This window comes from Bacteroides intestinalis DSM 17393, from assembly GCF_000172175.1.
Classification (GTDB): Bacteria; Bacteroidota; Bacteroidia; order Bacteroidales; family Bacteroidaceae; genus Bacteroides; species Bacteroides intestinalis.
In genome coordinates, this window is record NZ_ABJL02000008.1 from 2,582,813 (window position 1) to 2,597,147 (window position 14,335).

A 14,335-nucleotide genomic window follows, 5' to 3' on the forward strand; every position below is an offset into this window, starting at 1 on the left:
ACTTAGATTATTGAACTTCGGATGATTCAGGGAAATAGACCTGATTGGGATAAATACCAACACGGTAACTTTCAACATTTCCACTCTCTTTATAATGACGAATATAGCCACGCTGTGCCGAATAGTCCAGACAGTCGCAGATATACACTTCCCCTTGCGGACTTACTCCACAACCATACATCATATCTACTCCAGGTACATGACGATGTAATTTAAAAGTGCCATCATCCGTATTCAACGTATAAATACTTTGTTGTGAGTCATTCGGAAGACCCGGTTTGCAGGTTCGCACACTAAAATAGATCAGAGTTTTAGTAGCATCCATGTCAGTCCGGTTATAGCTGATAGTTCCGGTTACATCCCCTTCTTTGGCTTCATTCTTACTGACAAAAGGCAGTCTGTAAGTAGTCACTACCTTCTCCGTCTGCGGATCAATACACTTTAACAGGATAGCAGTAAGTTTGCCTTTATCACGTTCGTTCATCAAAGCCCATATCTTGCCATTTTTGTCTTTCAGCAATTTACAGGTTTTAGTGACTTCCTCATTATAGACTTCTTCTATCATGCGGCTTCCTTCCAGAGTAATATTGTCCAGATCGAACACATAAACCCCTTTTGCTGTAATACCCAAAAGTTTATGTTCAGACACTTCCATATATTCTACCCATTTTCTGATAACGATATATTCCAAGGGAGTACCATAAGGAGGCACGGTACGAATCCGTACCAGCTGGCTGGGCAAATCAACACCGGAGACATTGTTACTTAAAAGATCGGAAACGATAGCAGTAGTATCCGATATAGCCACAATCTGACGTGGTAATCCTGCCTGTGTATAAAGTATCGTACCTTCGGATTCGAAAGTCTTGGAATTCACAATCTCGATTTTCTTAGAATTGTTCAAAGCGATGAAGTACTTCCCATTAATCATCGTAATAGATTGTGCTACATCCCCTAACGGTCGGTTATTCACAACACGAAAGACATCGGGACTCACCATCCCGTTACGGTACAATACAGATATAGCTCCCATATTCGTACCTATTCTTCCCTCGTTCAAAACAATAGCTTCGATATTACCCTCGCCCACTCCGGCAGGAAAATCATCCTCATATTCGCAGGCGGATAATGATACCATTAGCACTGCACAACATAACCTCAAAATGCGTTTCTTCTGCATACACACAATTATTTTCCGTTATGTTTCGAGGTACGAAGTCAGAGCAATGACCTCTCATATCTATAACAATATGAGTTGAAGCAATGTGAATCTCTTAAGTTCCTTTTCCCCCGAAACTGTAGATTGCAGACTTTGCAGGCAGGTCTTCTGACTCGCTTCCTCTCCGGAAGTCCTTCCCATCCTATACGGACAGTGGACAAGTGTAGAATTTATCCGAAAAGTTTAATGAAGCTCACAGCAGTGGGTCTGTTCAGGAGTTTCACCTGATTCCCTTTTCACCTCGTTTGATAAGATATATCACGAAGCACCCGAAAGCCGGATTCTTAAATCCGAGTGCAAAGATAGACATTATAAATCATGCAAGGAAGAATATTCTAAAAAAAAAGAAAATGAACTTAATGTTTTATTCCCTCTTATAAGTTTGCTTGGTTCAGTACTCAAGGCTTTATGAATAGGCCCCGTATATTCATTATATCTGAGTCTTATTTACTCCGTGTCTTCTCCGTATCTATACGCTTGGACTTGATACGGAGTTGGTACGGCCTTGACACGGAGTTGGTATGAAGCAGACTTGCAAGAATCCCTTCCTGACAGATTTCCTAAATCTATTCCTCAAAAAAAGAGGAAGAAACGTTTGTCTGTTCCAAATAAAAGAAGTACTTTTGTGCCCGATTATTCCGCACCGGGTTCGACAAAGTGCTTTCTAAGTGATTAGAGACCACCCGACGGAGCTAACTTATACATTATATATAAGAAATGTACGCAATTGTAGAAATCAACGGTCAGCAATTTAAAGCAGAAGCTGGCAAAAAGCTGTTTGTACACCACATCCAGAATGCAGAAAACGGTACAACAGTAGAATTTGACAAAGTTCTTTTGGTAGACAAAGAAGGTGCTATCACCGTAGGTGCTCCCACCGTAGAAGGTGCAAAAGTAGTTTGCCAGATTGTATCAAGCCTGGTAAAAGGTGACAAAGTTCTCATTTTCCACAAGAAAAGAAGAAAAGGTCATCGCAAGTTGAACGGTCACCGTCAACAATTCACAGAGTTAACAATCACAGAAGTAGTAGCTTAATCAATTTAAAACAGTAAGAAGAAATGGCACATAAAAAAGGTGTCGGTAGTTCTAAGAACGGCCGCGAATCACAGAGCAAGAGATTAGGCGTTAAGATATTTGGTGGCGAAGTTTGCAAAGCTGGTAACATCATCGTTCGTCAAAGAGGTACTGAATTCCACCCGGGTAACAACATCGGTATGGGTAAAGACCACACTCTTTTCGCTTTAGTAGACGGAACTGTACAGTTCAAAGTAACCAAGGAAGACAGACGTTATGTATCTGTAATCCCCGCTGAAAGCGCAGAAGCGTAAGTTTCAGAATAAAAAATAAAGAAAAGGGATGTAATCCAATGGATTGCATCCCTTTCTTTTTATAGCAAAAACAACACCTTATTTGTTTTTTACTTATCTTTGTGCTCTCAAATCAAGATTTTAATCAAAACAAAGTATCAAGATATGCTTACCATCAAACAAATTACAGAAAACACCGACGCGGTGATCCGCGGACTGGAAAAGAAGCATTTCAAAAATGCTAAAGAGACAATAGACCAAGTAATTGCCTTTAACGACAAAAGACGTAGCACACAGTCTGTATTAGATAATAACCTCTCTGAAGTGAACTCTATTTCCAAATCTATCGGACAACTGATGAAGGAAGGGAAAAAAGAGGAAGCTGAAACTGCCAAAAGTCGTGTAGCCGAGCTAAAAGAAACTAACAAGACTCTGCAAGCCGAAATGGACCAGGCTGCTGAAGATATGCAGAATCTGCTCTACACCATTCCTAATATACCTTATGATGAAGTACCCGAAGGTGTGGGCGCCGAGGATAATGTAGTAGAGAAAATGGGTGGCATGGAAACCGAACTTCCCAAAGATGCACTACCTCATTGGGAACTGACGAAGAAATATGATTTGATTGACTTCGACTTAGGCGTAAAGATCACAGGAGCCGGATTCCCGGTTTACAAAGGAAAAGGTGCACAGTTGCAACGCGCACTGATCAACTTCTTCCTGGACGAAGCCCGCAAGGCTGGCTATCTGGAAATCATGCCTCCGACAGTGGTAAATGCAGCTTCCGGTTACGGAACAGGCCAGTTGCCCGATAAGGAAGGACAGATGTACCATTGCGAAGTAGACGATTTATATCTCATTCCAACAGCTGAAGTACCTGTAACAAATATCTATCGCGACGTGATTCTGGAAGAGAAACAACTTCCTATCAAAAACTGCGCTTACACGCAGTGTTTCCGTCGCGAAGCCGGATCTTACGGTAAAGATGTGCGCGGTTTGAATCGTCTGCACGAATTTTCCAAAGTAGAATTGGTACGCATTGACAAGCCGGAACATTCCAAACAGTCTCACAAAGAGATGCTGGATCATGTAGAAGGATTGCTGCAGAAACTGGAATTACCCTATCGTATCCTTCGCCTGTGTGGCGGTGATATGAGCTTTACCGCTGCTCTCTGCTTCGACTTCGAAGTTTATTCAGAGGCACAGAAACGTTGGCTGGAAGTAAGTTCCGTTTCTAACTTCGATACTTATCAGGCTAATCGCTTGAAATGCCGTTACCGCAGTGGAGAAAAGAAAACAGAGCTTTGCCATACATTGAACGGATCTGCATTGGCATTACCACGCATCGTTGCCGCTTTACTGGAAAATAATCAGACACCGGAAGGCATCCGTATTCCAAAGGCACTGGTGCCGTATACGGGTTTTGAAATGATTGACTAAAAATAACTGCGTTATTCTGGCGGGTAAATCATAATTCGCTCTTACACAGGTAACCTCAGACGTTTATACCATTACGTCGATATGGCCTGGTAGGGGCGAATTATCGTTCGCCCACATCAGTTACACAGCTTTTTAGAAGAAACTTTCTTTGTTTTTACCAAATAACCCGTATCTTTGTAATCCGTAACAATCTGAAAGTAATTACGTAATTATACCAACAAAATTTATAGATAATGAACAAAATCATTAGCAAAGAACATTTTTCTGAAAAGGTTTTTAAATTAGAGATTGAGGCACCTTTAATAGCCCGTTCACGTAAGGCAGGACACTTCGTCATTGTACGTGTAGGCGAAAAAGGTGAACGTATGCCATTGACAATTGCGGCGGCTGACGCCGTACGCGGTACTATCACTTTGGTAGTACAGGAAGTAGGCCTCTCCTCTACCCGCCTTTGCGAACTGAATGAGGGCGATTATATCACTGATGTGGTAGGTCCGTTGGGACAAGCTACTCATATTGAAAACTTCGGAACAGTGGTTTGTGCAGGTGGTGGTGTAGGCGTAGCTCCCATGCTCCCTATTGTACAGGCTTTGAAAGCTGCCGGTAACCGCGTTATTGCCGTACTTGCCGGACGTAGTAAAGAGCTGATTATCCTTGAAAAAGAAATGCGTGAAAGTGCAGACGAGGTCATCATTATGACCGACGACGGCTCTTATGGACGCAAAGGATTGGTAACCGAAGGCGTTGAAGAAGTCATTAAACGGGAGAAAGTGGACAAATGTTTTGCCATCGGCCCCGCCATCATGATGAAATTTGTTTGCTTGCTGACTAAAAAATATGAAATACCGACCGATGTCTCGCTGAATACAATCATGGTGGATGGTACAGGTATGTGCGGTGCTTGCCGCATCACCATCGGCGGAAAGACCAAATTCGTTTGTGTAGACGGACCGGAATTTGATGGTCATCAGGTAGACTTCGACGAGATGTTGAAGCGTATGGGTGCCTTCAAGAGCATCGAACGTGAGGAGATGCACAAACTTGAAGAAGGTGAATCCTGTAAAGTTATGCCGGAACCTGCACAGGAAGTAGACGAGAAAAGTCGTAATGCCGCATGGCGTCTGGAGCTTCGCAAGGCAATGAAACCCAAAGAACGCACCGCTATTCCGCGTGTTGAAATGAACGAACTCGATCCAGAATACCGTTCGCATAGTCGCAAAGAGGAAGTAAACCAGGGGCTGACAGAGGAACAAGCCCTGACGGAAGCCAAGCGTTGCCTCGATTGCGCAAATCCTGGTTGCATGGAAGGTTGTCCCGTAGGTATTGATATTCCTCGTTTCATCAAAAACATTGAACGCGGAGAAATACTCGAAGCTGCCAAGACACTGAAAGAAACCAGTGCTCTGCCTGCTGTTTGCGGTCGTGTTTGCCCGCAGGAAAAACAGTGCGAGTCAAAATGTATCCACCTGAAAATGAAAGAAAAGCCGGTAGCTATCGGCTATCTGGAACGATTTGCCGCTGACTATGAACGTGAAAGCGGGCAAATCTCCGTACCGGAAATCAAAGAAAAGAATGGTATTAAGATTGCCGTCATTGGCTCCGGACCTGCCGGACTTTCTTTTGCCGGAGATATGGCTAAATATGGTTACGATGTTACTGTCTTTGAAGCTCTTCACGAGATAGGCGGTGTACTGAAGTATGGTATCCCCGAATTCCGCCTGCCGAACAAAGTGGTGGATGTGGAGATTGACAATCTTGCCAAGATGGGGGTTAACTTTATTAAAGACTGTATCATAGGTAAGACTATCAGTGTGGAACAGTTGGAAGAAGAAGGTTTCAAAGGTGTATTCGTGGCATCCGGTGCCGGATTGCCTAACTTTATGAATATTCCGGGAGAAAATTCCATCAATATTCTGTCATCCAATGAATACCTGACGCGTGTCAACCTGATGGATGCAGCAAGCGAAGACTCTGATACTCCGGTTCCTTTCGGTAAAAACGTAGCCGTTATCGGTGGCGGAAACACAGCTATGGACTCAGTACGTACTGCACGTCGTTTGGGGGCCGAACGTGCTATGATTATTTATCGTCGCTCCGAAGAGGAAATGCCTGCGCGTATCGAAGAGGTAAAACATGCCAAAGAAGAAGGTGTGGAGTTCCTCACGCTGCATAATCCGATAGAATACATTGCCGACGAACAAGGAAAGGTGAAACAAGTTATTCTGCAAAAAATGGAGCTTGGCGAACCCGATGCATCCGGACGCCGTAGTCCTGTCCCCATCCCGGGAGCAACGGAAACGATTGACATAGACTTGGCCATCGTCAGCGTAGGTGTATCTCCCAACCCGATTGTACCTTCATCTATCAAAGGCTTGGAACTGGGACGTAAGGGAACAATTGCCGTGAATGACAGTATGCAATCGTCCATCCCGATGATTTACGCCGGAGGAGATATCGTTCGTGGCGGTGCCACCGTTATCCTTGCCATGGGCGACGGACGAAAAGCTGCCGCTGCTATGAACGAACAGTTGAAAAGATAGAACAGAAGATAATTTTATGAATAAAATTCTTAAAAAACAGGCAGTTCAGCTAATGAACTGTCTGTTCTTTATTTTTCTTTGCGGGAATTGCCTGGCACAAAAAGCATACCCCGAGATCAGAGTATCCTACATCAGTGAGTTACAAAAAGGGATACAAGATTCACACTGGATACTGGATTCTGACTTGGTATCAAGCCCGGGAATGATACCTTTCGGCAACGGCAATTACACCGATTCACTCATCAATCATCTTGATACCATCCAACCCGCTGATTGGCGGACGCCAAAAGGCAACTACCCTGTTTTTCTGGCAATATGGGGTAATGACACTTTAAGTTATGCCCGGCTTCCCGACACACGATTCTACTACAGAAACGATAATAAACAAAAAAAGAAAATCCGTGTTCTGGAAGTGGAAAGCCAACTTCCTCCCTATACTCGCTTTGCCGCCGATGTCGAGGGGCTGTCCGAAAAGAAAATTTCTGCACTTACCGACTCCATGAAACGGATGAAGAGCCCTCAAGATACTTTAATGAACTGTCCGCAAGCATGCTTTTTCTATGCCCTGGATGCATTCTTCCGCACCCATGGCATTTGCCCGGATCCTGTCATTACCCGCAACACGAATTTCAGCAAAAAAGAAGAGTTGGCCGCTTTCTTCGAACACTTTCTTAAACATACAGCCGATTATCCCTGCCATTATAAGAAAGTGAAAGACGTGAGCTTTCCGGACAACAGCGTAATCGTTATCGTCAACGGGTACAATGAAATCATCCATGCCGTCTTTTATCATGACGGGCTGTTTCATACTAAAAACGGTCTCTTGTCTCCCTTTGTCTACTCAACGATACGCCCTATACTGAAAGGATACGGAAGTAAAGATAATCCGGGTAAAGACTTAAGCAAAACAGGGAAACTAATGCTGGGACAAACCCTGAAAGTATATACACTGAACGACTCCCTCTACCACCTGCATCAATAAAACAAGCTATGTTATGCTCGAAGACAAGCAATGTTATCACCCAAAGCATTGCTTGTCTTCAAGCAAAACAAGCAATATCATTTCAAATCGGAAGCCCCTTGAGTAACGGTTTCTCATACACTCCAGAATAAAACGGAAGCCCCGCTTGCAACTTGAATGTGCAAGCGGGGCTTCCGTTTTTGTTTTTTATAAAAATTTATTTCACCACTTTGTTCGTTGCCGGATCAGGAAAAATCACCGACGGCTTGAACGACTTGGCTTCTTCAAAGTCCATCAAGGCATACGACATAATAATGATGATATCGTCCGGCTGCACCTTACGGGCTGCCGCACCATTCAGACATATTTTGCCCGAACCACGTTCACCTTTAATAATATAGGTTTCAAAACGTTCGCCATTATTGTTGTCGGCTATGTACACTTTTTCACCGGCAATCATATTGGCCGCATCCAGCAAGTCCTCGTCAATCGTAATGCTTCCCATATAATTGAGGTTAGCTTCTGTGACACGAGCGCAATGGATTTTCGACTTCAGCACTTCAATCATCATAAGGTCTGATCTCTCTTTTTAGGTTTATTACTTTTTATACTTAATGTTGTCAATCAAGCGAACCTCACCACAGAATACTGTAATGCAACCTACAGCATACGCCGTATCTTCCCAATTGGCTATTTTCTGCAACGTGTTGCCATCCACCAGTTCAAAGTATTCCAGACGCAAACCGGGAGCGGCCGCAATGGTATCTTCTACAAACTTCTGAGTCTCAGCAACTGTATGAGAAGTCGCAAAGGTACGACTTTCAAATAATGTTTGCGATATTTTTAAAGCATTTTTGCGTTCTTCAGCAGATAAACGTGCGTTACGACTACTCAGAGCCAGCCCATCCTCTTCACGTATAATAGGGCAACCCACTATTTCCAACGAATAATTCATCCGACGCACCATCTCACGAATGATAGCCAACTGCTGGAAATCTTTCTCTCCGAAGTAAGCGCGGTCCGGCTTCACTGCATCAAACAGCTTGCTCACAATCTGGCAAACACCATTGAAATGTCCCGGACGAAACGCACCTTCCATCACCGTATCCAACGGCGCATAGCTAAACTGGCGCGTATCCGGTTCGGGATACATCTCCGCGACCGAAGGAGCGAATACAAACGCAGCACCGCAAGCTTCCAACAAAGCACAATCGGCATCCAGCGTACGGGGATATTTCTCTAAATCGTTCTTGTCGTTAAACTGTGTCGGGTTTACAAAAACACTCACTACCGCAGCATCATTTTCAGCAACACAACGTTTCACCAATGACGCATGACCGGCATGCAGGGCACCCATTGTAGGCACCAATCCTACCTTTTTACCTTGGGCCCGTAAATCCGAAAGTCCGGCCTGCAAGTCCTTGATAGTATGTACTATTTCCATTTTTATAGGTTATATAATAACTTAGTTGTTCGCAAAAGCGGTGCAAAATAAACTATTATTTAGCATATAAAGAAGAAATATCGCAAATTAATGCAAAAGTTCTACTTAAGCAGCACTCCTCTTTGAGACAAAGCATCACTGATTAACAAGCAGTTAACAATTCATAAGGAATTATAGAGTCGCCTTATTTGCTCAAGTGCCCGATTTTTTTTATATCTTTGCAGAATAATTGAGAACATTGTTATTATGACAAAGGCGAATAAGGTTTTATTTATTACCCAAGAGATTACTCCTTACGTACCAGAATCCGAAATGTCCCTTGTAGGCAGAAACCTACCTCAAGCAATCCAGGAAAAAGGCAGAGAAATTAGAACATTCATGCCTAAATGGGGGAATATCAATGAGCGCAGAAACCAATTGCACGAAGTGATACGCCTCTCCGGTATGAATCTGATTATTGACGATACCGACCACCCCCTTATTATTAAAGTTGCTTCCATTCAATCTGCCCGCATGCAGGTATATTTCATCGACAACGATGATTATTTCCAGAATCGCTTGCAGGCTGCTGATGAGAATGGCGTGGAATATGGAGATAATGACAGCCGTGCTATATTCTATGCACGCGGTGTACTGGAGACGGTAAAGAAGTTACGCTGGTGCCCGGATATCATCCATTGTCATGGCTGGATGACTGCCTTAGCTCCTTTGTATATCAAGAAAGCATATAAGGACGAGCCTTCATTCCGTGACGCTAAAGTAGTATTTTCTGTTTTTGAAGATGACTTCAAAGAATCATTCAATGCTGATTTTGTAAACAGATTGGTATTGAAAGGCGTTACAAAAAAAGATATGGCTCATCTGAAAGCTCCTGTAGACTATGCTACGCTGTGTAAACTGGCTATCGATTATTCGGATGGAGTAATTCAGCAAAGTGAAAATGTTAACGAAGAGGTTATGGAATATGCCCGCCAGGCAGGAAAACCGATTTTAGAATATCAAACTCCCGAAACATTTGCCGAGGCTTGTAATGAGTTCTACGATAAAGTGTGGGAAACAGAACAAAAATAAACAAGATAACAAAGAAAACTATGAAAGTTAAGTACTTAGGAGCATTGCTTTTAGCAGCAACCCTTACTTTCTTTGGTTGCGATGATAATACCGGAACGTTAGGAATAGGAATGTTACCCGGATCTGACGGTATTAGCGCACATACGACAACATTCGATGTGACTACACGTTCTGTGGTTGCTGATTCTGTATTTGCAAAAACCAGTACCGGATATGTAGGCCGTTTTACAGATCCTCAATTCGGGTATTACGAAGCCAGCTTCCTGACGGAATTGAACTGTATAGATGACTTCAGTTTTCCTGAGAAGTATGATTTTGATAAGAAAACCGGTATTTTGACTGATGATACAGTAGCAGGCGTACGTTTAGTTGTTTTCTACTCTACATGGTTCGGTGACTCTCTGAATGCCTGCCGTATGAGTGCATATGAATTGGACAAAAAATTAGAGCGTAACCGTTATACCAATATCAAGCCGACAGATTATTATGACTGGCTGAATCCTACAAAGTCATTATTGGGTCGCAGAGCCTATACAGCTTATGATACAAGCGTAACGGATGAAGAAAGGAACGAAACCGATAGTAATGGTAACAAAACATACTATCCAAGTGTTATTTTCACACTCGACAAGGACAAATTTGGAAATGATTGGATTGATCTTTGCCAGAGTCATCCCGAATATTTCAAGAACTCCGATGCTTTCATTGAAAATGTATTCAAAGGTGTATATATAAAAAGCGATTATGGAGACGGAACCGTACTTTACGTAGACCGTGTAGACTTACAAATGAAATATCAGTACTATGTATTGAATGATACTACCAAAGTACCTTATAAACGTAAACAGGAAGGTTTCGAAGGTCAGGATTCTACAGCTTATAGATGGCAAACTGAATTTGCTTCTACAAAAGAAGTTATTCAAGCTAATCAATTCCTCAATTCTGATAAAATTGCAGAGCTTGCCAAGATAGAAGATTGGACATACATCAAATCTCCTGCCGGAATTTTCACAGAAGCAATTTTGCCATATGACGAAATCTATGAAAAGTTATCTAATGATACGCTTAATGCCGTAAAACTGACTTTCACTAATTACAATGAAAAAAGTGATTATGAATTCAGTATGAGTGCTCCAAGTGAGGTTTTATTGTTACGTAAAGTAGATTTCAAGAGTTTCTTTGAAGAAAACAAGTTACCGGACAATGTCACTTCCTTTACAGTGGCACATAATAATGTAACAACTAACCAATATACATTTAATAATATTGCCCGTTTGGTTACAACCTGCATCAAAGGAAAGGATGCTGCAAAGAAAAAAGCAAAAGAAGAAGCTGGCAGTGCTTGGACTGATGAGAAAGATAAACAATGGGAAGAAGACTGGAAAACAGTATACCTGATCCCTGTTACAATCAGTTACGATACAAGTAACAACACTAAAACAATGACTGGCATCCAGAATGACTTGAGACCAGGATATGCTAAACTGAAAGGTGGCCCGGCTAAAGCTTCGAACGGTGAACTAAATAATCCACTAAAGTTAGAAGTAACTTATACCACATTTAATAAGTAAGCTTTTTCCCAAAAGTATATCAATAAAAAAGCCTTTCGCTCATTTGAACGGAAGGCTTTTTTATTGATATACTTCTAAAAGAAGTGACTACTTAGTAACTTCTTTCTTGATCGCTTTCTTTGCAGCCGGTTTCTTTGCTGCCGGGGCTTTAGTTTTAGCAGTTGTTGCTTTGACAGCCTTTGCCGGAACGGCTTTTCCTTTTTCCAGTTTAGTCTGTAATTGTTCTAATTCCTTATGCAATTCATCAATTTCATCACCTTGGTTCTTAATAGTCGTCAACAAGGCATTCAGTTCCTCATTGTCTATATCCATTGGATAAAGCGACTCTACCCGTTTGATGAAATCACCCAAAACATTCATATAGTTGGTGAAAGCATCATACGGAGATTCATAAATACCCCTATTCAAGCCTACACCACTATTTTTCGTAGTCATAAAGCGAAAGTTATTACTTGCCTGCAAATAATCCCAATCCTGCTTGATACGACGGTCATCAGACAAATGGATACGTTCAGCAATGCTATATAGTTTATTGAAAGCCTCGCGTTGCATGCTGTTACCCAACCAGCAACTGGTATCTCTTTCCTCATCGACCCAAGACATAGGATATGGCACATCCAGTTGGGATACCGATTTCAATTTACTGATAATCTCTGTTGGCGTAGAGAATGTAATACCTTTATCTTTTGCACAAGCAGGCAACGCCTTCAGGAATTCCAAAATATTGGATGAAAGTGGCTGGGACATTCCCAAAGCACTCAGTTCCATAAAGATATTGATAACCTGTTCTTCCTGTGGCAAAGCATCAATCCAGCCAATATATTTATCTGCAAACAACGGATACTCACTCCATTCCGAATTAGAAAAACGCAAACTTATATCATCTGAAAGTTTAAAATCACGCAGCAACAATTTCAGGTTGGGATTATGACTGCAATGATATACATAGTGCGGGCTCTTCCAGCCCAAAACATGTTTGGCACCTTCAGTCAACATGCCTTTAAAGCCCATACTTGCTACCAGTCCTCCTATTTCATCAGAATAAATCAAGCTGGAATTACGGAATACCTTCGGTGACTTACCGAACATTTGCTTCATCTTAGCGCACTGACGCTTTACTTCTTCTTTAAAACAATCCTCGTTTGCCAAAGAAGAAAGCCCATGGGAATAAGGCTCGGCAAGGAATTCACAACATCCTGTGTCATTCAACTGATGTAGCAGATCAATGACAGCCGGCGCATGAATTTCCAACTGTTCCAAAGCCACACCGGAAATGGATAAAGCTACCTTAAATGCACCTCCGGAATTCTTTACCATGTCAATGAGCGCACTCAATGCAGGAATATAGGAACGTTCGGCAACTTCGTTGATACTATATTCGTTGGCATAATCATCATAGTAATAATGATTCGTACCTATATCAAAGAAACGATAGCGTTTCAGGTGAATGATTTGATGAATCTCAAAATAAAGACAGATGGTTCTCATATCTATATTGTTTTATTGTTATCTATTATATTGTTTAATGACCTCTTCGTAGATGCGACGCACTTTCAATCCCACATCTTCCCACTTAATGGCATCCACTTCCTTCTTACCTTCATCACGTAAGTATTCATAAAGGGCAGGATAAGTACAGATAGCATAAATCGCATCTGCCATAGCGTGGATATCCCAATAATCGGTCTTAATACATTTCTCCAAAATCTCGGCACAACCGGATTGTTTAGAGATAATGGTAGGTACACTACACTGCATAGCTTCCAAAGGAGAAATACCAAATGGTTCCGAAACAGAGGGCATGATATACACATCACTTGCCTTCAGCATTTCATACACTTGACTTCCTTTCATGAAACCGGGGAAATGGAAGCGGTCGGCAATACCGCGTTCAGCTACCAAACGAATCATCTGGTTCATCATATCGCCATTACCCGCCATTACGAAACGGATATTACGAGTACGGTGCAATACCATTGCAGCAGCTTCTACAAAATACTCAGGTCCTTTTTGCATAGTGATACGACCTAAGAAAGTTACCACCTTTTCATTCGGCTTCTTCTGCGGTACAATATCCTGTATTTCCTGCGGAAGCGGAGAAACTGCATTATGTACGGTAGATACCTTGCGTGGATCCTGGAAATACTTATGAATAACCGTTTGGCGAGTCAGCTCGCTCACACACATAATGTGATCGGCATGATCCATTCCATTCTTTTCAATGGCATATACAGTGGGATTCACATTACCACGGCTACGGTCGAAGTCAGTGGCATGCACATGGATTACTAACGGTTTGCCTGATACTTGTTTGGCATGAATACCTGCAGGATACGTCAACCAGTCGTGTGAGTGGATGATCTCAAACTCCTGTTGACGTGCCACCACACCGGCCACAATAGAATAGTTATTGATCTCTTCGTGTAAGTTGGCCGGATAACGGCCGGAAAATTCGATACAACCGAGATCATTGGTATGCAAATAATTAAAATCGGCATAAATATGATCACGTAAATCATAATAGAGCTGGGGATTCATATAAGAACCTACACGTCCCTGAACATAATCCCAGTTTACATCACGCCACACTACCGGAGTGCTATTCATGCCTATGATACGCAAGAAGCTCTGGTCTTCATCGCCCCACGGCCTTGGAATACAGAAAGTAATTTCCATATCTTCCTGCTGGGACATTCCCTTCGTCAGACCGTAGCTGGCAGTTCCCAAGCCACCTAAGATATGCGGGGGGAACTCCCATCCAAACATTAAAACTTTCATTTTC

The 14,335-nt window shown here is 42.4% G+C and carries 12 protein-coding genes and 1 riboswitch; of the genes, 7 read left to right on the forward strand and 5 right to left on the reverse strand.

Annotated features, from left to right (window positions below; translation table 11 throughout):
• Nucleotides 1-7: 7 nt before the first annotated feature.
• On the reverse strand, nt 8-1,180 hold the full coding sequence (locus tag BACINT_RS19855; protein ID WP_021967055.1) for a DUF5074 domain-containing protein: 1,173 nt from the start codon (nt 1,178-1,180) through the stop codon (nt 8-10).
• A gap of 119 nt (nt 1,181-1,299) precedes the next feature.
• Nucleotides 1,300-1,507, reverse strand: a riboswitch (cobalamin riboswitch).
• A 429-nt stretch (nt 1,508-1,936) separates the two neighbouring features.
• Here BACINT_RS19855 and rplU point away from each other — a divergent pair.
• The 5 genes from rplU to BACINT_RS19880 all read left to right on the forward strand — a co-directional run bounded on the left by rplU (nt 1,937) and on the right by BACINT_RS19880 (nt 7,488).
• The gene (rplU, locus tag BACINT_RS19860; RefSeq protein ID WP_007666485.1) at nt 1,937-2,254 is read left to right on the forward strand and encodes a 50S ribosomal protein L21; all 318 of its coding nucleotides are present in this window, start codon (nt 1,937-1,939) and stop codon (nt 2,252-2,254) included.
• A 23-nt stretch (nt 2,255-2,277) separates the two neighbouring features.
• Nucleotides 2,278-2,547: a 50S ribosomal protein L27 gene (gene rpmA, locus BACINT_RS19865; RefSeq protein WP_007666487.1), complete on the forward strand. Its 270-nt coding sequence runs from the start codon at nt 2,278-2,280 to the stop codon at nt 2,545-2,547.
• Nucleotides 2,548-2,691: 144 nt separating this feature from the next.
• Nucleotides 2,692-3,966: a serine--tRNA ligase gene (gene serS, locus BACINT_RS19870; RefSeq protein ID WP_007666489.1), complete on the forward strand. Its 1,275-nt coding sequence runs from the start codon at nt 2,692-2,694 to the stop codon at nt 3,964-3,966.
• A 233-nt stretch (nt 3,967-4,199) separates the two neighbouring features.
• Nucleotides 4,200-6,506, forward strand: coding sequence for a bifunctional dihydroorotate dehydrogenase B NAD binding subunit/NADPH-dependent glutamate synthase (locus tag BACINT_RS19875; protein ID WP_007666491.1), 2,307 nt, complete (start codon nt 4,200-4,202; stop codon nt 6,504-6,506).
• Nucleotides 6,507-6,522: 16 nt separating this feature from the next.
• On the forward strand, nt 6,523-7,488 hold the full coding sequence (locus BACINT_RS19880; protein ID WP_007666493.1) for a hypothetical protein: 966 nt from the start codon (nt 6,523-6,525) through the stop codon (nt 7,486-7,488).
• Between the two features lie 196 nt (nt 7,489-7,684).
• Here BACINT_RS19880 and panD read toward each other — a convergent pair whose 3' ends face one another.
• A complete protein-coding gene (gene panD / locus BACINT_RS19885) occupies nt 7,685-8,038 on the reverse strand; it encodes an aspartate 1-decarboxylase (RefSeq protein WP_007212709.1) in 354 nt (117 codons plus the stop codon).
• A gap of 27 nt (nt 8,039-8,065) precedes the next feature.
• The gene (gene panC, locus BACINT_RS19890) at nt 8,066-8,911 is read right to left on the reverse strand and encodes a pantoate--beta-alanine ligase (RefSeq protein ID WP_007666497.1); all 846 of its coding nucleotides are present in this window, start codon (nt 8,909-8,911) and stop codon (nt 8,066-8,068) included.
• Nucleotides 8,912-9,157: 246 nt separating this feature from the next.
• On the opposite strand from panC, the gene BACINT_RS19895 reads away from it, so the two are divergent.
• Together BACINT_RS19895 and BACINT_RS19900 are read left to right on the forward strand one after the other, a co-directional pair.
• On the forward strand, nt 9,158-9,982 hold the full coding sequence (locus BACINT_RS19895; protein ID WP_007666498.1) for a glycogen/starch synthase: 825 nt from the start codon (nt 9,158-9,160) through the stop codon (nt 9,980-9,982).
• A gap of 20 nt (nt 9,983-10,002) precedes the next feature.
• Nucleotides 10,003-11,553: a DUF4270 domain-containing protein gene (locus BACINT_RS19900; RefSeq protein WP_044155125.1), complete on the forward strand. Its 1,551-nt coding sequence runs from the start codon at nt 10,003-10,005 to the stop codon at nt 11,551-11,553.
• A gap of 87 nt (nt 11,554-11,640) precedes the next feature.
• Here BACINT_RS19900 and BACINT_RS19905 read toward each other — a convergent pair whose 3' ends face one another.
• Both BACINT_RS19905 and BACINT_RS19910 read right to left on the reverse strand, forming a co-directional pair.
• Complete coding sequence (locus BACINT_RS19905; RefSeq protein WP_007666500.1) at nt 11,641-13,041, reverse strand: glycoside hydrolase family 57 protein; 1,401 nt, start codon at nt 13,039-13,041, stop codon at nt 11,641-11,643.
• A gap of 18 nt (nt 13,042-13,059) precedes the next feature.
• Nucleotides 13,060-14,331, reverse strand: coding sequence for a glycosyltransferase family 4 protein (locus BACINT_RS19910; protein WP_007666504.1), 1,272 nt, complete (start codon nt 14,329-14,331; stop codon nt 13,060-13,062).
• Nucleotides 14,332-14,335 lie beyond the last annotated feature (4 nt).